The organism is uncultured Chryseobacterium sp. (assembly GCF_936933875.1).
Lineage (GTDB): Bacteria > Bacteroidota > Bacteroidia > Flavobacteriales > Weeksellaceae > CAKZIK01.
The window spans coordinates 64,832-84,605 of record NZ_CAKZIK010000085.1; the positions used below are offsets into that span (position 1 = coordinate 64,832).

Here is a 19,774-nt window from a genome sequence, read left to right on the forward strand (position 1 = left end):
CTATGGCCAGCATCTTAGATAAAATTGACCAGCTTTCTTCGGAACTCCAGGCGCTACTTCCTATGAGTGAAGAGAACCAACGAAGATTGGATAAAAAATTCCGGCTTGAGTTTAACTATAATTCCAACCATCTGGAAGGAAACACCCTTACTTACGGCGAAACAGAACTTTTGCTAATTTTTGATGATACCAAAGGCAACCATAACTTCCGCGAATACGAAGAAATGAAAGCTCACGATGTGGCTTTCAATCTGGTAAAGGAATGGGCAGGAGAACCGGAAAGACCACTTACAGAACAGAGTATTAAAAATCTTAATGAAATTATCCTGGTAAGACCTTTCTGGAAAGATGCCATCACTGCAGACGGACAGCCAACACGCCGACAAATAAAAATTGGAAATTATAAAGAATATCCCAATTCTGTAAGGTTGGCCAACGGTGAAATCTTCCATTATGCAACTCCGGCGGAAACACCGCTGAAAATGCAGGAACTTATGGACTGGTATCGTGAGGAAGAAAATGCGTTGCATCCCGTTACACTGGCGGCTATGCTGCACTACAAATTTGTGAGCATCCATCCTTTTGATGACGGTAATGGCAGGATTTCCCGCCTGCTGATGAACTATGTTTTTCTAAAAAATAATCTGCCGCCGATTATCATAAAATCTGCCGACAAGCAAAACTATCTGAATGTGCTGCATCTTGCCGATTTGGGAGATTATGAACCTTTTATCACGTACATTGGCGAGCAATTGGCTTGGTCGCTGGAAGTTTCCATAAAAGCAGCAAAAGGTGAAGATATTTCGGAGGAAACGGATTTCTATAAAGAGATTGAGTTATTACAGAAAAAAATGCAGCAGAAGAAAATGCAACCAAAATTTTCGGAGGCAATGGTGTGGGATATTTTAGAATTTGCTTTCTTTCCGCTATCAGAAAAAATTGCATCGCAATTCTTCAAGGGAAATACTTTCTTTTCGACACAAATGCAATCTAATCTTATTTCTAAAACACAGGAGAGTAAAGGAAGTTTGCACTTGAATAAAGTTGAAAGAAATTCGAGAAATGAACAAGTTCTTGATTTTGTAAAGAACGCAAAATCTATGTGGTTTCTTTATGAAACTTCTGGTCCAAAGAATGAAGGTTTAAAAATTTTTAAATGGGGATACTCTTTTAGGATATTGTTTAATGCCGAAAACTATCAATTAATAACGCCAAGCATAGAAAAATCCTACAACTACGGCGAATTTCCAACCGAGGCAGACCAAAAGGAATTCCTGCAGGAAGCCCAACAGTCTTTCCTAAAAATGCTGAAAGAAAACATACAGTAATGGAACAGACTAAAATACCACAATGCTACAAACAAACTTCCATCGGGATTATTCCCGAAGATTGGGAGGTGAAAAGAATCGATGAAATTGCACCTTTACAAAGAGGGTTTGACTTACCTATGAACAATATAGTTTCTGGTAATCATCCAGTTGTTTTTTCAAATGGCATATTAAAATTTCATAATGAATTTAAAGCAAAAGCACCGGGTATTGTTACAGGACGCTCAGGTACAATTGGAAAAGTATTTTATATAACGGAAGATTATTGGCCACATAATACTTCACTCTGGGTGACAAACTTTATTGGAAGCAAGCCAAAATATGTTTTTTATCTTTTTAATTATTTAAATTTCAACAGATTTGGTTCTGGTTCAGGAGTTCCAACTTTAAATAGGAATGATGTTCATCCTTATAAAATCCCGCTTCCCCCACTTCCCGAGCAGCAAAAAATCGCCGAAATCCTTTCCACCTGGGACAAAGCCATAGAAACCTGCCAAAAAACCATTGAAGAACTTAGGTTGCGCAATAAAGGTCTTGCACAGCAGTTGCTTTCAGGGAAGAAAAGAGTGAAAGGGTTTGAAGAGACGATCTGGAAGACAGTGAAAATGCGAAATATTGGAAAAATTCCCAAAAAAGAAGCAATCACTGATATTGGAAATCATAGAACTCTAACCGTTCGTCTCTATGCAAAAGGTGTTGATTTTAATGACAGTGTGAAAACTGTTATTTCAACAAGTGGAAGACCTTATTATGTGAGATATAAAGATGAAATATTAATAGGCAGACAAAATATTCATAATGGTGGAATTGGAATAGTAAATGAAAAGCAAAGTGGAAATATTTGTTCTAACGCTATTTCAAGTTTTGTGGTAAATGAAAATAATGACTTGAAATTCATTTTTATAAAATTATCAACACCTTTTGTTTATAAAAGAATTGAAAACTTTATGGGTGGAACAGGACAAAAAGAACTTTCTGAAAATGAATGGTTGAAACTCGAAATCAAAATTCCTGAAAAAAGTGAACAAAAAGCCATTTCAAAAATTCTCGACACCGCTTCTTCCGAACTCAAACACTATGAAGAAAAACTCCAAAACCTAAAACTCCAGAAAAAAGGCCTGATGCAGCAGTTGCTTACGGGGAAAGTGAGAACAGTGTAAAAACAAAAAAAAAACAAAATGGATGTAAAGAAACTTATTGAAGATGTAATTAGTCATTTGGCAGAAAACGATTCATTTTCAGTTGTGGTTCCCAAACTGCAGGTAATAGCAAAATTATTGAAGAACGAAAAACTACAATCGTGGATTGAAAGTGAGTTCATTTATGGCTACAAGGATACCCATGGTGTACCAGATTATCGCAAGATTTCTGTTTCAAATGTAAAGGCGAGTTTTTTACATCACCAAGGATTTGGAAAAATTATGCAGTATACAAATTGGGATGTTCCAATTTCCAATTTAGGAATGGAACATTTTGGTGAGTTTATGAATTTGAATGTAAAACAAACCGTTTTTGCAATTGAAAGAATTTTAGATGATAATGAAGGAAATATACATTTAAGTTTGACGGCCTATGAAAAACTTTTAGTCCAGCAGAATATTCTAGATAACTGCGAAATCAGTAATATTCATAAGGTAGTTTCCCGAACCTACTTTCTTGATATTATTACAACTGCAAAAGCAAAACTTTTAGATCTGTTTTTAGAACTAAATGAAAGCATTTTTAATAATGAAATAAACTTCAACGTGATGGAAAAGAAAGAAAAAATTTCACAAATAGTCAATCATACAATTAACACTGGTGTTTACGTTGCGGATGGTTCTACCGCAAATATTCAAAACTCGAATGTGGTTGGTGGTTCACAGAATGAAGTCCATCTATCGGAGGAATTTAAAGATCAGGTTCTTGCTCTTGCGGAAAAAATTGAAGAATTGTCTCAAGATGTTGAAACTGAAAGAGAAGACATCGCATTTGAGATTTCTAAAATAAAACTTGGATTACAGAGAGATGAATCGCCAAAATTTATTAAATCTGCTTTTAATGCCATTAAGGGAATCGCAAGCAGTATTGCAGCAAATGAAATTACAGAAGTGATTAATAATTCATTACAAAACATAAATTTTCAATAAGATGGGAAATAGAAAAGAAAGGCACGTGGTTCCAAACTCTGGAGGGGGCTGGGATTCTAAAAAGAATAATGCGCAGCGTGCTTCAAAACATTTTAATACAAAGGAGGAAGCCATGCAATGGAGCCGTGAAAAAGCAAAGCAGGAAAAATCTGAACTTATCCCTCATAAAAAAGATGGAACAATTCAGAATCCAAACAGTTACGGCAAAGATCCAAATCCGCCAAGAGATAAAAATTGAAAAATATGGAAGCTCAAAATAAAACATTCAATCTTTATTGTGACGAAAGCACCCATTTGGAAAATGACGGGCAGCCATTTATGGTTATTGGTTACGTTAGCACGCCTTACCATCTGCTAAAGATGCACAACGAAAATATTCGGGAGATGAAACGCAAACATTTTCTGCACGGCGAGTTAAAATGGAGTGCATTGTCTAAATCTCAGTATCCATTTTATAATGAACTCATTGATTATTTTTTCAGCAATATCTCTTTGCAGTTTCGAGCGATTATTATTGATAAGTCTCAACTGAACCATACTAAATTTAAGCAGACTCACGATGAATTTTATGATAAAATGTATTACCAATTGTTAAATAAAAAAATTCACCTAAACAATACTTACAATATCTATATGGATATTAAGGACACCTACTCTTATTTAAAAGCAAAAAGTCTAAAAAAATATTTGGAAAGAGATTATACCAACATTCGTAATCTACAGGTAATTAAGTCCTATGAAAGCGAACTAATGCAGTTGGCTGATGTCCTTATTGGTGCAATAAATTACAGAATAAGAGGAATGAACCGCGTAACTGCTAAAAATAATATCATAGAGAAAATTGAGAAGCTTTGTGGTAAGCCATTAACTCAGCATACTCCGAAAGATGAAGAGAAGTTTAATATGTTTTATATTGATTTAAAAAATGGCGACTAATCTGCTTAAGAAATACAACGAATTTTTGGAGATTACACATTTGAATGAGAATCAAAGAACTGAATCCTTGAAAGGAGTTTTTAACAGAGATATTGCAGATAATCTAAATTTCAATTTTAGATCGAAAGTAATAAGACCTCTGAAAAAACAAGGGATAATTGATATGGAAAATCTTTTTGATCATCTTACCAAGAGATCTGAAGAAGTTGTTGATGAAGAAGGAAAAATACTAAAGTCCAGATCAGTATTTGATTATGACCGCTCCAAAAGATTACATTGGATTTGGTATCATATACAGGAAAAAAGAAAAACTAATTTTGAAGTTTTCTCTGTAAAGGAAAGAAAAAATGGTCATGATGTTATTCATACATATCTTTTTGACATAGATGAAGATTATGTGATTGTGTTGGAGCCGCAGCGTTCTAAACAGGACTATTATTTGTTATCTGCTTATTATCTTAATGAAGATTGGGCTAAGAAAAATATGAGAAAAAAACTTAAGAGAAAGTTAGATCAGGTATATTAAACCGCAAAGTCCGGTATGTATCAGGACATATCGGACTTCGAAATTCTTTTCTCCTATAGTGGTAGAATGAACAATGCAAATTTACAAATCAAAAATCATATGACAAAGAGTTCAATGAGAAAATTTAAAACTTTAACATTTTGATATTCAGAAAAGAATATGAATTTTGAATGAGAAAATAAGGAATAGAATGGTCTCTTAAAAAGTAAATTTTAAGAGAGATCTTAAGAGAGATTTTAAGAGAGTTTAAGAGAGAATTTATTAGAGGAAGTAATGTAACTTGTTGTTTTATAAGGGATTATTGCTCTGTTAAATTATAAATATATTAATTGAAATGTGCTAGAGTTTTGTTAGACTTCTCTTAGAGCAATTGTTAAACGACAAAATAGTAAATAGATAAAATAATAAAGATGTCCACACCATCATACATTGAAGATCATATCAGCCAGATTCCCGCTTTGCAGTTGCTGATGAAAATGGGATATACTTACATTTCGCCGGATGAAGCAATGGTTTTGCGTGGCGAAAGAACCGGCAATGTATTGCTGGAACCTATTCTGCGTGATCAGTTGCAAAAAATCAACAGTATTGAGTATAAGGAAAAGACTTTTGAATTTTCAGATGCCAATATATCTTTAGCCATAAACGAATTAAGGGATTTGCCTGTTCAGGATGGATATATCAGTGCCAATGAAGCATTTTATGATTTAATCACATTAGGGAAAAGTTTGGAGCAAAATATTTTGGGCGACAAAAAAAGCTTTTCCTTTAAGTATATTGACTGGAAGAACCCCGTAAATAATGCCTACCACATTACCGAAGAATATTCCGTGTTGCGTTCCGGCAGAAATGACCATTATCGTCCGGATATTGTCCTGTTTGTGAATGGTATTCCAATGGTGGTGATTGAATGTAAATCACCGGCAATTAAAAAACCTTTGGAAGAGGCAGTTTCCCAGCATATGCGCAATCAGCAGGAAGACGGTATTCGCGATTTATATCTTTATTCCAATGTGCTGATGTCATTGGCGGTAAACGAAGCAAGTTACGCAACTACAGGAAGTTCCAAAGAATTCTGGAATGTCTGGAAAGAAATTTTCCGAACAAAAGATCAGGGTGTGGCTTATGCTGATGCTTTGAAGTTACTTAAGAACAGTCCACTTCCTGAAGACGAAAGAACACAAATTTTTAAACAAAGATATTTCAGCGTTCTGCAACACTTTAACAACCTAGAGCAGGAAGATATTTTGGTAACGGAACAGGACAAGTTATTGTTCAGTTTGTGTCAGAAAAGCCGTCTTTTAGACCTTATTTTTAATTTCATTGTGTATGATGACGGTATTAAGAAAATCAGCCGTTACCAACAATTTTTCGCTATTAAAGAAACTTTGAAAAAAATCAGTGTTCAGGACGCTTCCGGAAAAAGGACGGGCGGTGTAATATGGCACACTCAAGGAAGCGGAAAATCACTGACAATGGTAATGTTGGCACAGTTGATAGCGTCTTTAAAATCAGTAAAAAATCACAAGATTATTTTGGTTACAGACCGTATTGATTTGGATGATCAGATTACCAAAACATTCCAAAAATGCCAGGTTCCGGTGGAAAATGCTCAAACAGGAAAACATTTGGTAGAATTAATAAAAGATCCTTCTGATGCGGTCATTACGACGATTATCAACAAGTTTGAAGCGGCAGTTCGCCAGCAGAAAGAGGGATTTCCATCTTCTGAAATTTTCGTACTGATAGACGAAGGTCACAGAAGTCAGTATGGAACTTTCAATGTAAAAATGCAAAAGACATTTCCGAATGCCTGCTTTATTGCCTTTACCGGAACACCTTTAATGAAAAAGGAGAAAAGCACTGCAAGTAAATTTGGTGGAATTATCGGCGATCCGTACACCATAATGGATGCGGTGGAAGATAAGGCGGTTGTTCCGATTCTGTACGAAGGCCGTCATAATCTGATCGAAGTCAACGAAAAACCGCTGGATACTTTCTTTGATAAAGTTTCCGAACCTTTAACGCCTTATGGTAAGGCAAAATTGAAAAAGAAATACAGCACCACAAGCCAGTTGAATAAGGCTGATCAGGTAATTTATGCTCGTGCCTGGGATATTTCGGACCATTTTGTTTCTAATTTTCAGAATACAGGTTTTAAAGGAATGTTGGTTGCACCCAATAAGACCAGCGCAATAAGATACCGAGAATACTTAAAGGAAATAGGAAAAGTTTCCTGCGAAGTTTTGATTTCTCCTGTTGATACACGAGAAGGAAATGATGACGCCTACGAGGAAAAGGAAGAGGTGGTGAAAAAGTTCTACAAATCTATGATGGATAAATATGGAACATCTCAGAAATATGAAAAAGCCATAATTAATTCATTTAAAAAGAAAGAAACTCCCGAAATTATTATTGTAGTGGATAAATTGTTGACGGGTTTTGATGCACCAGTGGCTCAGGTTCTGTATCTAACCAGAGGTCTAAAAGAGCACACTCTATTACAGGCAATTGCAAGAGTAAATCGTGTGGCTCCCGGAAAAGATTATGGCTATATCATTGATTATTTTGGCAATCTTGAAAACCTGGACAGTGCTTTAAATACCTACAGTGGTTTGGAAGGGTTTGATGAAGAAGAACTGGAGGGGACACTGATTAATATTCAGAAAGAAATTGCAAAACTTCCTCAGGCACATTCCGACCTATGGGATTTATTTAAGACCATTAAAAACAAATACGATGTAGAAGCCTATTCTACATTATTGGGTGATGAAAGCATTCGCCACAGTTTTTATGAAAAGTTGTCCTTCTTTGTTCGTTTGTTCAAAATGGCGATGTCCACAGTGGAATTCAACGATGTATCTAATGAAAAACTGATAGACCGTTATAAAAAAGACGCTCATTTCTTCTTGAAATTAAGAGTTGATGTTACCAGAAGATATTATGATGATATCGACTATAGAGAATACGAACCACAAGTGCAGAAACTTATTGACAAGCATATAACAACGGAAGGCGATGTTTTGAAAATCACCCAGTTGGTTAATATTTTTGATAAAGAAGAGCGCGAAACGGAAGTAGAAAAAATTACAGGTAAAGCCGCAAAAGCAGACCATATCGCTTCCCGGACGATTAGTGCCATAAATGTCAAAATGAATGATGATTCTGTGTTCTATAAAAAACTCTCCGAACTTATTAAGCAGGCAATTGAAGATTACCGTCAGCACCGTATTGACGAAGCAGAATATCTGAATAAAGTAAAAGATTATGAAAATCAGTTTTTAAGCGGCAAACAGTTAGGAATTCCTGAGGTTCTGGAACATAAGCCTGTAGCAACCGCGTATTATAATGTGTTGGACGTGGTTGCTAAAGAAGTTTTTGAAAATTTGGAAAATCATAAGGGTGTTGAAGCAGATTTGGCAGTAGAACTTGAAGCAGAAATTAAAGAAGTTATATACGAAGATGACGCACTAATCGTAGACTGGCAGACCAATACCGAACTGGAGAATGAATTAAAAATCAAATTGGATGATTTTCTTTTCGAATCTCAACAAAGGTACAATCTTTCAATTCCTTTTGATAAGATGGATGAAATCATAGAAGAAGTAATCAAAATCGCTAAAAACAGATACAAATAAAGGAAATGAAGGTGATGACGGTGGATTATGGTAAAATTGAAATAAACTTTAATCTGGAGTTTGCTGATAGAAAAACTTTGGGTATAAAGGTGTATCCTGATGCGTCAGTAAAAGTTATTGCTCCTTTGGAAACGAAAAAAGAAGAAGTTGTTGAGAAAGTCAAGTCAAAGGTAAAATGGATACTGAAACAGCAGAAAAAATATGAAAGTTTTCAGCCGGGCATTCCAGCAAGAATCTATAAAAATGGTGAAACACACTTATACCTTGGAAGGCAATATCTCTTAAAAATTGAAAAAGCAGATGTAGTTGCTGTAAAACTTTATCGTGGAAAAATGATGGTGTACACCCCGAAAACGAATTCAGAAACTGTTGAAAAAATAGTTAAAAACTGGTATCGTGAGAAAGCCATATCTTTATTTGACATCGTCTTAGAAAATAAACTGCCGTTATTCAGTAAATATGAAATAATCAAACCGGAAATTGTAGTAAGGTGGATGGAAAAGCGTTGGGGAAGTTGCACCAGGAACGGAAAAATAACTCTGAATCCGGAAATGATTAAAGCACCGAAAGCTTGCATTGATTATGTAATGATTCACGAATTATGTCATTTGGTACATCACAATCACACTCGTGATTTTTACGATTTGCAATCTAAAATATTGCCTGATTGGGAGAGATGGAAAGAGAGACTGGAGATGATTTTGGCTTGATTTCAAAAAAACACTTTAAAAAACTAAAATTAAAAAATGAAAATTCTTCACACCGCCGATTGGCATCTCGGAAAAAAATTAGACCGGTTTTCCCGAATTGAGGAACAGATCGACTTAATGAATGAAATCGTGGAAATTGCCGAATCGGAAAATGTGGATTTGGTGCTGATTGCAGGAGACCTTTTCGATACCTTTCATCCGCCGACAGAAGCAGTAGATTTGTTCTATAAAACACTGAAACGCCTTTCCAAAAATGGAAAGCGCCCTGTAATCGCCATTGCGGGAAATCACGATTCTCCGTCGTTGATTGACGCACCGGATCCTTTGGCAAGGGAATGTGGAATTATCTTGATTGGGCAGCCTAAAGCAGTTGTCGCTCCTTTGATTTTGGAAGATTTCAGAATTTCGAAATCCGATGAAGGTTTTCTGGAACTGGAACTCGAAGAGCATGACTTTCCAATCAGAATTATTCATACCGCATTTGCCAACGAAGTGAGATTGAAAGAATATTTTGGCGAGAATAAAGAAGATGAACTGAATCTGTCTTTGAAAAACAGTTGGAAAAGGACGGCAGAAAAATACTGTGATGAAAATGGTGTGAATATGCTTATGACACATCTCTATATGAACAAGCGAGGTGCTGTTCTTTTGGAAGAACCCGAAGGTGAAAAACCAATCAAAATAGGAAATGCAGATTTGATTTTCTCGGATGCAATTCCGCCGCAAATTCAGTATGTTGCTTTGGGACATCTTCACGGTCATCAAAATATAGGAACGGAAAATTGTCCTATCATATACTCGTCATCGCCTTTGACATACAGTTTTATCGAATGTGGACAACAAAAAGTAGTCACTATTATAGAAGCATTTCCCAATGAAAAAGTGAGTTTTAAAAACATGGAACTCAAAAATGGAAAGCGATTGTTTCGCAAAACTTTTTCTGTAATTGATGAAGCTGAACAATGGTTGCGCGAAAATCCAAATTGCTTGGTTGAACTTACAATGGAAAGCGATACTTATTTGAAAGCAGACGATAATAAACGCATTTTTCAGGCGCATAACGGTATCGTTCATTTAATTCCTAAGGTTAAGACACAAAGTATGTCGCAAAATTCTGCATCGAAATCTATTGATGTCACTGCGGATATCATGGAACTTTTTTCCGATTATTTCAAATCAAAAAATGCAGGACAGGAACCGAACGAAGAAATCATAGAACTGTTCAAGGAAATCCAAAAAAACTAATTATGATTCCATTAAAATTAACCATAGAAGGTCTGTATTCTTATCAGGAAAAGCAGACTATCGATTTCACATCACTCACAGATGCAGGTCTTTTCGGTGTTTTTGGCTCTGTTGGCTCTGGAAAATCGTCGATTTTAGAAGCGATTACTTTTGCACTTTATGGCGAAACCGAACGCATGAACAAAAGAGATAATAGAGCCTACAATATGATGAACCTGAAATCATCGAAATCTTTTATTGAATTTGATTTCATCAATTTTGAAAACAGAATTTTTAGAATTATCAGAGATTTTAGAAGAAACAGCAAAAAATTTGACGATGTAAAAACCCAAACCCCCACTTTTTATGAAAAAATAGATGGTAATTTCATTCCTTTGGCTCATACCGACGCTGCCAGAATCATCAATTTAAGTTATACGAATTTCAAAAGAACCATCATTATTCCGCAAGGTCAGTTTAAAGAATTTATAGAATTGGGCGCAACGGACCGAACCAAAATGATGAAGGAAATTTATCCCGAACTCGAAAAATTCGACTTCTATCACAAAGCAAGTAAATTAAACGATGACAACAAATCTGCTCTTGATGTATTGATGGGAACATTGGCAGGTTTTGAAGGAATTAGTCAGGAAAATATTGATCTTTTGCATGAAGATTTAGATAGGGATAAAAAAAATCTAAAAGAATTTCAGGTTGTTCTCAAACCAATTTCAGAGCATTTTACCAAACTTAAAACTTTGAAAGACGATTTTAATAAGCTTGAAACAAAGCAAAACGAATTGGGTGTTAAGAACGAAGAAAAAATAGCAATAGATGAACTGACGAAAGAAACTGCCGAATACGAGAAAATCCACAAAATATTTTTTCAGAAATTTGAAGACAGAAAGCGGACTAAAAAAGAATATGATGAAAAAAATGGTTTGCTGACTGCTGAAACAGAAAATTTGGGGAATTTAAACAAAGAACTTGAAAAAATAACCATGCAACTTGATGCTTTAAAACAAGATTTCGAAAACCTTCCCACGAAAAGAACAGAGGAGGTGGAATTGCAGAAAATAATCGAAATTAAAAGATTGGAAAAAGAGGAAAGTGATTTAGAGTCCGACAAAAAAGCAAAACTGGAAAATCAACCTGATTTACTTAAAAAGAAAGTAGATTTAGAAAAAAACATTGAAAACACAGAAAGCGAAATCAATGAATTAAACAAAAATATTCTGGATGCCGAACTTTTGCTGGTGATAAACAACTGGTTCAGCGCACGAAATAACTTTCAGGATGATTTGATTAAACTTAAAAACGATGGAAAATCGCGCAAAGATGAAATTCTTCGGCTTAACAGAGAACTCGAAATTCTTGAAATTGATCCCAAAAAAGTGGAAATAAATTTCGATTCGGAAAAAGATAAACTAAAGGAACGTCGGGAAACGATGAATCTTCGCAAATCAAATTTTGATTTGCGAACTCAACTTTCAAAATACGCTGAGCACTTGCACAATGGCGAAGCGTGTCCACTTTGCGGATCCGATGAACACCCGAAAATTATCGAAATAGAAGATTTAACGGCAGAAAAAGCATCTTTGAAAACGGATTTTGAAAATCTGGAAAATGATGAAACAAAATTGGCATATTTGGAAAAGAAAGTGGACAAGATTTTTCATGACCGAAGGTTTTATCAGGAGCAGTTCAATATTGCCAAAGAAAAATATGGCGAAACGGAAAAGGAACTGAATAAACATAAAGAAACCTTTATATGGAAACAGTTTGATGCTGAAAACGAAGACAATTTTATGGCTGCGAGAGATTTATCAAACAATAATCAAAAGGAAATTTCAACCCGACAAAAAGCAATCAAAAAAAACAGAGAAGACCTGAAAGATACAGACATAAAACTTCAGGAAATTACCGATGCTACCAAAGATATTGACATTAAAATTGGTCGAATTCAAGGACAGATTGCACAAAATAGTTCTCAAATTCAACTTCTTAAACTTCAAGATTTCAAAGAAAAAACTTTGGTGGAAGTCCAAGATTTATTCAATCAAAATCTTGCTAAAAACAATCAATTAGAAAAAGATTTGCTCGAACTTGAAAACTCCAAAAAGGAAATTCTACCCAAAATAACGGCTTCCGAAACAAGGAAAAACACTTTGGAAGATGATGTAAAAAGATTTGATGGAGAGAAAACATCAGTTCAAGATCAAATTTTGCAATTAATAAGTGACCATCAAATTGAAAGTGAAGAATTTATTTCAAATACCTTATCAAAAACAACTGATGTAAGCGCCAATAATGAAAAAATCAAAAATTTCAATATCGCGTATGGTATTTTGAAGTCATCTATCGCTGAATTAGAGAAGAAGTTGAAAGATTTGTCATTCAGCGAAGAAGAGTTTTCCGCATCAGAAACGAAATTCAACGAAGCAAGTAAAAATGTAGATGAGGCAAATAGAGTAGTCATTCAAAAAGAAGCCGAATTGAGCCGTCAAAAAGGCGAGTTGCAAAAAATGAAAGAACATCTGGACAAAAAAGAGGCGCTGGAAAAACGGGCATTAAACTTATCCAAAATGATTAATCTCTTCAAAGGTTCTGGATTTGTAGAATATGTTTCTTCCATTTACCTCGGCAATTTGTGCGACAACGCCAATGAACGCTTTCACAAAATGACGAGAAATCAACTCAGTTTGCGTGTCAACGAAAGCAACGATTTCGAAATTATAGATTACTTAAACGACGGTAAATCGCGCAGTGTAAAAACTTTGTCGGGAGGGCAATCTTTTCAGGTTTCGCTTTCGCTTGCCTTGGCTTTGGCTGAAAGTGTGCAGAGTCATGCAAAAGCCGACCGAAATTTCTTTTTTATAGACGAAGGTTTCGGAACCCAAGATCAGGAATCTGTGAATATTGTTTTCGAGACATTAATGAACTTACAGAAAGAAAATCGAATTGTCGGCATCATTTCTCATGTGGAAGAACTGAAGGAAAAAATTCCTGTTTCGCTTTCCATTACCAAAGATGCAGAACGAGGAAGTTTGATTGAAATGGTTTAAGTAATTTCGTATTCCAGCTCTTCAATAACTTTCTCATTCCGCAAAAAAACACTAACTTCAAAAACTAATTTTTCCCGCAAAACTATGACTCAAATTAGTATTAGGAAAGAGCTTTTTCCCTTTCTCAACATTTCTCTTTATCTCAATCAAATCAAGCCGATTCGCTCGATTTTTGTCCTAAATTCATCAGATGAGCCCAAGGAAAACTTGGAATTGAATATCACTTCGGATCTTCCTGTAATGGAGCGGTTCTGTTTTAAGGTAAATGAAATTCCTGCTAATTCAGAAGTGAAAATTCCGTTGGAGCAACTTAAGATAAACAGAGATTTTTTTAATACCATTTCCGAAACGGAAACAGCGATTATAAAAATAGAAATTGTCCAAAATGAAGAAATAATTTTCTCTGAAAACTGGAATTTAGATGTTCATCCTATTGAGTATTTTGGAGGTTTTGAAATTTTGCCGGAACTGATAGCATCTTATATCACGCCAAACCATCCTTATGTTTATAAAATAAAAAGAAAAGCCATAGAAATTCTTGAAAAAGAAGGTTTGTCGACAGCTTTTGAAGGATATCAAAGCAACGATCCGGAGCGAGTATTGCAAATAGTTTCGGCAATTTATACTGCGGTTCAAAATGAGCAAATTGTCTATAGTTCACTACCTCCAGGTTATGAAATCACGGGGCAAAGATTACGGTTGCTCAATACTTTGCAAAACGAAAAATTTGGAAACTGCATCGATTTAAGTTTACTTTTTGCTGCGTGTTTGGAGGCGGTTGATTTAAATCCGATTGTCATAATCGTTCGTGGACATGCTTTTGTAGGTTGTTGGCTGAATGACGACCGGTTTTCGGAAACAATAAACGATGATAAATCTGCAATTACAAAAAGAATTTCGAAAGGAATTCGAGAAATTGCCGCTTGGGAAGCAACGAGTATTTGCAAAGGAAATAATATTGTATTTGGAGAAGCGTTGAATTTGGGGGAATCTCAGTTGGTTGAGAAGGAAGATTTTCTTGTTTCGATTGATTTGAAAAGGGCTAGAACTTTCCGGATTCGACCTTTGCCACTGGTTGCAGAATCTAACAGGATTGAGATTGATGAAGAAAAAATTGAACAGTTGGAGGCAGAACGCATGCAAACCGATTTTGAAATTGGAAAAATTTATGCGGATGAGTTGCAGAGTGGTACGGTAGTAACGACCAAGCAGAAAATTTGGGAGCGAAAACTTCTTGATTTATCCCTACGGAACAATTTGCTCAATCTTCGGATAACAAGAAATATGCTGCAATTGGTTGATATTAATATCAACGATTTGGAGGATGTATTGTGGGAGGGAAAAACATTCACAATTCAGCCTAATCCTAAAGCAGAAATATTAAGAAAATACAATCTTTTTACACAACCATTACATCAGTCGTCGCCTCTTTATCAGATGGCAAATGAAGATTTGAAATACTTCAAACTACATACACATTATCACCGTCAGGATTTAGAAAGCATTTTGTCTTATATCCACAAAAATGCGAAACAGGCCATTGATGAAAATGGTTCCAGCACACTTTATCTCGCTGTTGGTTTATTGAAATGGTATGACCGAAAAACACCAACACAGCCAAGATTTGCTCCTATTCTACTGATGCCGGTTGAGATTAGCCGTAGATCCGTAAACAGTAATTTTACTTTAAGAAGCAGGGAAGAAGAAACGATGATCAATATAACCTTGCTTGAATTTCTTCGGCAGGAGTACGAACTCAACATACAATCGCTGGAAAACTTGCCTTATGATGAAAAAGGTGTTGATGTTGCAAAAGTTATGGGGATTTTACGCCGAGCAATTATGCAGATGGAAGGTTGGGATGTTGAAGAGCAGGTGGTTTTAGGGAATTTTTCCTTTAGCAAACTTATTTTATGGAAAGACATTGTGTCCAATCAGGAAAAGTTGTTGAAAAGCGATATGGTGAAGAGTCTTGTGGACGGAAAACTTGCGTTTACGCCTAAGTTAGAAAATGAGGATCAGGAATACGACGATATTCCAGCAGAAAGCATCACGCTAGCAATTCCAACAGATGTATCGCAAATGGAAGCGGTACTTTCTGCACAAAAAGGAAATACATTTATCTTGCACGGTCCTCCTGGAACAGGAAAATCGCAGACGATTACCAATATCATTGCAGATGCATTGCACCGTGGAAAGCGAGTTCTGTTCGTTGCTGCCAAAAAAGCAGCATTGGATGTAGTACACCGTAGACTGGAACAAATTGGGCTTGGAAATTTTACATTAGAATTACACTCCAACAAAGCAAAAAAATCAGACATTCTTGCGCAGTTAGAACGGTCTCTTCAAGCGCAACGAACTTTGCCCGATACTCAATTTTCCAGAGAATCTATGCGACTTGATGTCGCTAAAAAAGATTTGAATGGCTATGTTTCAGTTTTGCATCAAAAGCAAAAAATTGGCTGGTCTTTGTATGAAAGTATCGTGAATATTGAACTTTTTGATGGTCAGAATCTTTCAAAAGATGCAGTGCCTGAAGATGTCCTAAAAAATGTAGATGAAGAAAAATGGCTACAGTGGAAAGATTGGTTGCATCAGTATCATTCGTTGATAAATATACTAATTCATCCTAACGAAAATCCGCTGCGAAATCTGGACATTAAGGAGTATTCTTATGATTTAACAGAGAAAATTGCAGCAAAATCTACTTCACTTTCTCAGATACTTTCCAAATTGCAAACAGCAACAGAATCTGCAGTTTTTAGTAGTTATTACCCTGCATCGGTTTTAGAAAAAGAAAACTGGACAAATTTTGTGAAACTTATTGCTGAGGTTGAAGTTGCTGAAGATGTTCCGTTGGAATTGCTCCAGTTCCTTTCCAAAAAAGAAAATGCAGATGTTTTTGATGAATGGAAAAGCGTATTTGAAGACTATCAGAAATCATTAAATTCAATTCTAAACAATTACCAACGAAATGTTTTAGACCAAAATATCTTCGAGTGGGAAATGCTATGGAAAAAAGCAGAACAAACTTGGTTTCTTCCAAAATGGCTACAAAAAAACAAACTCAAGAAAACGATTTCACTTTATCGAAAAAATCCTGTAAAAGATAATAGAGAAGTGTTAAATCTTTTTAGGGACTATCATCAATATTCAGAAAATATTCGTTTGGTGCAGCAAGATAGATTTTCTATTGTGAAATCAACTTTGAAAAACTTGTATAAAGATGAGCAAACTGATATAAGATTAATTAGTAGAATAAGCCATCAGTCTTCAAAAATCATCCAACTCTGCAATACTTGGGGAGTGGAAATGATTCATCAATGGTGCAAATTTCTTTCGGAAAATCAAATTGCAAACTTGTCCGAACTGAAAGATAAAAACCGTGAAATTTATCTTTCATTTAAACAGTCGGTTGTTGAATATCAAAATGAAGCAAGGAATTTATATGAAATTTCGAAAATCAATTTTGTAGAAAGTGAAAACTGGATTAAAGGAGTTCAACAGCAATTAAATGAAATTAATCTCCATTTGCCCAATCTTAAAGATTGGATTTTGTATGTGCAGTTGGTGGAAAAAGGTAATGAACTTCAATTGAATTGGTTTACAGATGCTTACCTTCAAAATAAATTTACCAAAAGAAATTGTTTGGATTATTTTCATTATACAGTAAATCGTTCTGTTGCCAAAGAGGTTATTTCTGCACACGAGTCTTTGAATTTATTCAATGCATCACTGTTTAATTCGAAAATAGAGCAATACAAAAAAATAGCCACTAATTATCGGGTGCTTACATTAAACGATTTGAAAGCAGACCTTTCCGCAAGATTGCCCAATCCCACTTTAGAAGCGATACAAAGTTCGGAAATTGGAATATTGCAGCGGAATATCAAAAACCGAGGAAGAGGAACCAGCATCAGAAAACTGTTTGATCAGATTCCGACATTGCTGCCAAGGCTTGTACCCTGTATGTTGATGAGCCCGATTTCGGTTGCACAATATTTTGATGTAAATCACGAGTTATTTGATTTGCTCATTTTTGATGAAGCATCACAGTTGCCAACATTTGAGGCGGTAAGTTCGTTAGCCAGAGCTAAACAGGCAATTATTGTTGGAGATCCAAAGCAAATGCCGCCAACTTCTTTCTTCAGTACGATAAAAATTGATGAAGAAAATATAGATATTGAGGATATGGAAAGCATTCTTGATGATGCGCTGTCGCTATCCATTCCGTCCAAATATTTATTGAGACATTACCGCAGCAAGCACGAAAGTTTGATTGCCTTTAGTAATTCCAATTATTACGAAAATAAACTATTAACTTTCCCTTCACACGATGATTTAGATAAACAAGTGAAATTCCACGAGATTTCTGGATTTTACGATAAAGGCAAAACCAGAACCAACCGTTTTGAGGCAGATGCAATCGTGAAATTTGTCGAAGCACATTACGCCAATCCAGAAAATAGAAAAAGAAGTATCGGAATCGTAACATTTAGCCAAACCCAGCAAAACCTTATTGAAGAAAAATTGCTAGAGGTTTATTCAAAAAATACGGAATTGGAATGATGGGCAACCGAATCTGAAGAACCACTTTTTGTGAAAAACCTTGAAAATGTACAAGGTGATGAACGGGATTTTATCCTTTTTTCCATCGGTTACGGTGCCGATGAAAATGGAAAAGTAAGTATGAATTTTGGTCCGTTAAACAGAAATGGAGGTTGGCGCAGGCTGAATGTTGCGGTTACACGCTCGCGTTATGAAATGCACGTTTTTTCTACTTTGAAATCCGAACAAATTGATTTGGCAAGAACATCTGCAGAAGGTGTTGCCGGCTTAAAGGCTTTCCTGAATTTTGCTGAAAAAGGACATTTACCAATAAATGCTGATGAACAGAGTGTCTCAAATAGAAAATCATTGGCTAACAGTATTGCGACAAAACTCAATGACATTGGTTTAGAAGCAAAGACTAATATTGGAACTTCCGACTTTAAGGTGGATATTGGAATTGTAAACCCCAAAAATCCCGCACAATATATACTTGCAATTTTAATAGACGGGTATTATTATCTTGAAGCGAAAACCAGCAACGACAGGGAAATGGTAATGCCATCCGTATTGTCTGCATTGGGTTGGAAAATCCATAGGATTTGGACAATGGATTGGTACGAAAACAGTGATAGGATTTTGAACGAAATCAAAGAAAAAGTCCAGTCGATTTCAGAAGACAATTTTAAGGAGGAAGAAATAATCCCATCTGATATTGAACATTTCGAAGTTGAAGAAGCCGCAGTTCAAAATACTTCTCATGGTGCAGAAGCGGTTCACGCAAACAAAAAACAAGAGTATGTCGCAACGGTTTTAGATCTTGTTCCCAATGCAAATAGTGAGACCATTTACGATTTTGGAAACAGAAACTTACTTCGCTCACAGATTAACCAAATTGTAAATACGGAATCCCCGATTAGTAAAAATTTACTTTACAGAAGATTATTAAATGTGTGGAATACAAGCAGAGTAGGAGCAAAATTGGACAGATATTTACAAGAGATTATTGATGAAACTAATATTAAAAAAAGTACTCATCATCAAGATTTTTATTGGATAGATAATTCCGATTTTTACTGCACATTTTACCGAAATAATGATATTGAAAAGCGGTCAGTAGAAGACATTGCACCCGAAGAGGTTTTAATAGCATTAGAAGAAATATTAATCAATAATTTGAGTATTGAAAAAACCGATTTAATGCGATATCTCACTCGAACATTTGGCTACTCTAAAATGGGTATGCAAATTGAAACCTTGATGGATAATGCAATCAAATTTGCCGTAGAAAAAAAAGTGGCAGAGATAGATGGAAGTAGGGTGAAGATTGCGAGTAATTAACAAAGGAGTGTGAAATTAATTTTTTTATTTTGACGAGGATTGCATATTTATGATTATAGCAATTAAAACAACCAAAATATTCAATAATTTCACCCGTTTAATGTCAATGAACATCCATTTTTATTGAACAAAACCCTGTTTTTTGATAAAATGAATAAATTTTATTATTTTTGGTCGTAAACGGATGATGTATAGTGTGTTACTTCACAAATTGCAAAATTTTTGACCGATTTTTATCAATCATATTTGTACCATAAAAATTGTAACTAATTGACTACTATACATGTTCATTTTTGAAGAGGTGAAATAATTTTTCATAGAGATTAAAT

12 protein-coding genes are annotated in these 19,774 nt (G+C 35.3%); all 12 read left to right on the plus strand.

From position 1 onward, the window contains the following. Positions 1–2: 2 nt before the first annotated feature. The 12 genes from Q0252_RS12025 (at position 3) to Q0252_RS12080 (ending at position 19,445) form a co-directional block, all read left to right on the plus strand. Positions 3–1,328, plus strand: coding sequence for a Fic family protein (locus Q0252_RS12025; RefSeq protein ID WP_297986672.1), 1,326 nt, complete (start codon positions 3–5; stop codon positions 1,326–1,328). Continuing rightward, positions 1,328–2,488: a restriction endonuclease subunit S gene (locus Q0252_RS12030; protein WP_297986674.1), complete on the plus strand. Its 1,161-nt coding sequence runs from the start codon at positions 1,328–1,330 to the stop codon at positions 2,486–2,488. Before Q0252_RS12025 ends, Q0252_RS12030 begins: the two co-directional genes overlap by 1 nt. 18 nt (positions 2,489–2,506) lie before the next feature. Beyond that, a complete protein-coding gene (locus tag Q0252_RS12035; protein ID WP_297986677.1) occupies positions 2,507–3,457 on the plus strand; it encodes a hypothetical protein in 951 nt (316 codons plus the stop codon). A gap of 1 nt (position 3,458) precedes the next feature. Next, positions 3,459–3,695, plus strand: coding sequence for a DUF2188 domain-containing protein (locus Q0252_RS12040; RefSeq protein ID WP_297986680.1), 237 nt, complete (start codon positions 3,459–3,461; stop codon positions 3,693–3,695). Between the two features lie 5 nt (positions 3,696–3,700). Then, positions 3,701–4,393, plus strand: a complete 693-nt coding sequence (locus tag Q0252_RS12045) for a DUF3800 domain-containing protein (protein WP_297986681.1) — start codon at positions 3,701–3,703, stop codon at positions 4,391–4,393. Continuing rightward, positions 4,383–4,919 carry a hypothetical protein gene (locus Q0252_RS12050; protein ID WP_297986684.1) on the plus strand — a complete coding sequence of 179 codons (537 nt, stop codon included), beginning with the start codon at positions 4,383–4,385 and terminating at the stop codon, positions 4,917–4,919. The genes Q0252_RS12045 and Q0252_RS12050 overlap by 11 nt, the downstream gene beginning before the upstream one ends. 410 nt (positions 4,920–5,329) lie before the next feature. Then, positions 5,330–8,557 (plus strand): HsdR family type I site-specific deoxyribonuclease, encoded by a 3,228-nt coding sequence (locus tag Q0252_RS12055; RefSeq protein ID WP_297986685.1) that lies wholly within the window; start codon positions 5,330–5,332, stop codon positions 8,555–8,557. A gap of 5 nt (positions 8,558–8,562) precedes the next feature. Continuing rightward, a complete protein-coding gene (locus Q0252_RS12060) occupies positions 8,563–9,267 on the plus strand; it encodes a M48 family metallopeptidase (RefSeq protein WP_297986687.1) in 705 nt (234 codons plus the stop codon). 36 nt (positions 9,268–9,303) lie between these two features. After that, the gene (locus tag Q0252_RS12065) at positions 9,304–10,512 is read left to right on the plus strand and encodes an exonuclease subunit SbcD (RefSeq protein WP_297986689.1); all 1,209 of its coding nucleotides are present in this window, start codon (positions 9,304–9,306) and stop codon (positions 10,510–10,512) included. Between the two features lie 2 nt (positions 10,513–10,514). After that, the gene (locus Q0252_RS12070) at positions 10,515–13,556 is read left to right on the plus strand and encodes an SbcC/MukB-like Walker B domain-containing protein (protein ID WP_297986690.1); all 3,042 of its coding nucleotides are present in this window, start codon (positions 10,515–10,517) and stop codon (positions 13,554–13,556) included. 207 nt (positions 13,557–13,763) lie between these two features. After that, positions 13,764–18,125 carry a DUF4011 domain-containing protein gene (locus Q0252_RS12075; RefSeq protein WP_297986692.1) on the plus strand — a complete coding sequence of 1,454 codons (4,362 nt, stop codon included), beginning with the start codon at positions 13,764–13,766 and terminating at the stop codon, positions 18,123–18,125. Positions 18,126–18,155: 30 nt separating this feature from the next. Continuing rightward, positions 18,156–19,445 carry a DUF3320 domain-containing protein gene (locus tag Q0252_RS12080; RefSeq protein ID WP_297986694.1) on the plus strand — a complete coding sequence of 430 codons (1,290 nt, stop codon included), beginning with the start codon at positions 18,156–18,158 and terminating at the stop codon, positions 19,443–19,445. The last annotated feature ends 329 nt before the right edge of the window (positions 19,446–19,774 follow it).

What these genes read in the sequence shown, in the direction of transcription:
- Q0252_RS12025 (WP_297986672.1), top strand. Translation starts at nt 3, where the DNA reads ATGGCCAGCATCTTAGATAAAATTGACCAGCTTTCTTCGGAACTCCAG.
- Q0252_RS12030 (WP_297986674.1), top strand. Translation starts at nt 1,328, where the DNA reads ATGGAACAGACTAAAATACCACAATGCTACAAACAAACTTCCATCGGG.
- Q0252_RS12035 (WP_297986677.1), top strand. Translation starts at nt 2,507, where the DNA reads ATGGATGTAAAGAAACTTATTGAAGATGTAATTAGTCATTTGGCAGAA.
- Q0252_RS12040 (WP_297986680.1), top strand. Translation starts at nt 3,459, where the DNA reads ATGGGAAATAGAAAAGAAAGGCACGTGGTTCCAAACTCTGGAGGGGGC.
- Q0252_RS12045 (WP_297986681.1), top strand. Translation starts at nt 3,701, where the DNA reads ATGGAAGCTCAAAATAAAACATTCAATCTTTATTGTGACGAAAGCACC.
- Q0252_RS12050 (WP_297986684.1), top strand. Translation starts at nt 4,383, where the DNA reads ATGGCGACTAATCTGCTTAAGAAATACAACGAATTTTTGGAGATTACA.
- Q0252_RS12055 (WP_297986685.1), top strand. Translation starts at nt 5,330, where the DNA reads ATGTCCACACCATCATACATTGAAGATCATATCAGCCAGATTCCCGCT.
- Q0252_RS12060 (WP_297986687.1), top strand. Translation starts at nt 8,563, where the DNA reads ATGAAGGTGATGACGGTGGATTATGGTAAAATTGAAATAAACTTTAAT.
- Q0252_RS12065 (WP_297986689.1), top strand. Translation starts at nt 9,304, where the DNA reads ATGAAAATTCTTCACACCGCCGATTGGCATCTCGGAAAAAAATTAGAC.
- Q0252_RS12070 (WP_297986690.1), top strand. Translation starts at nt 10,515, where the DNA reads ATGATTCCATTAAAATTAACCATAGAAGGTCTGTATTCTTATCAGGAA.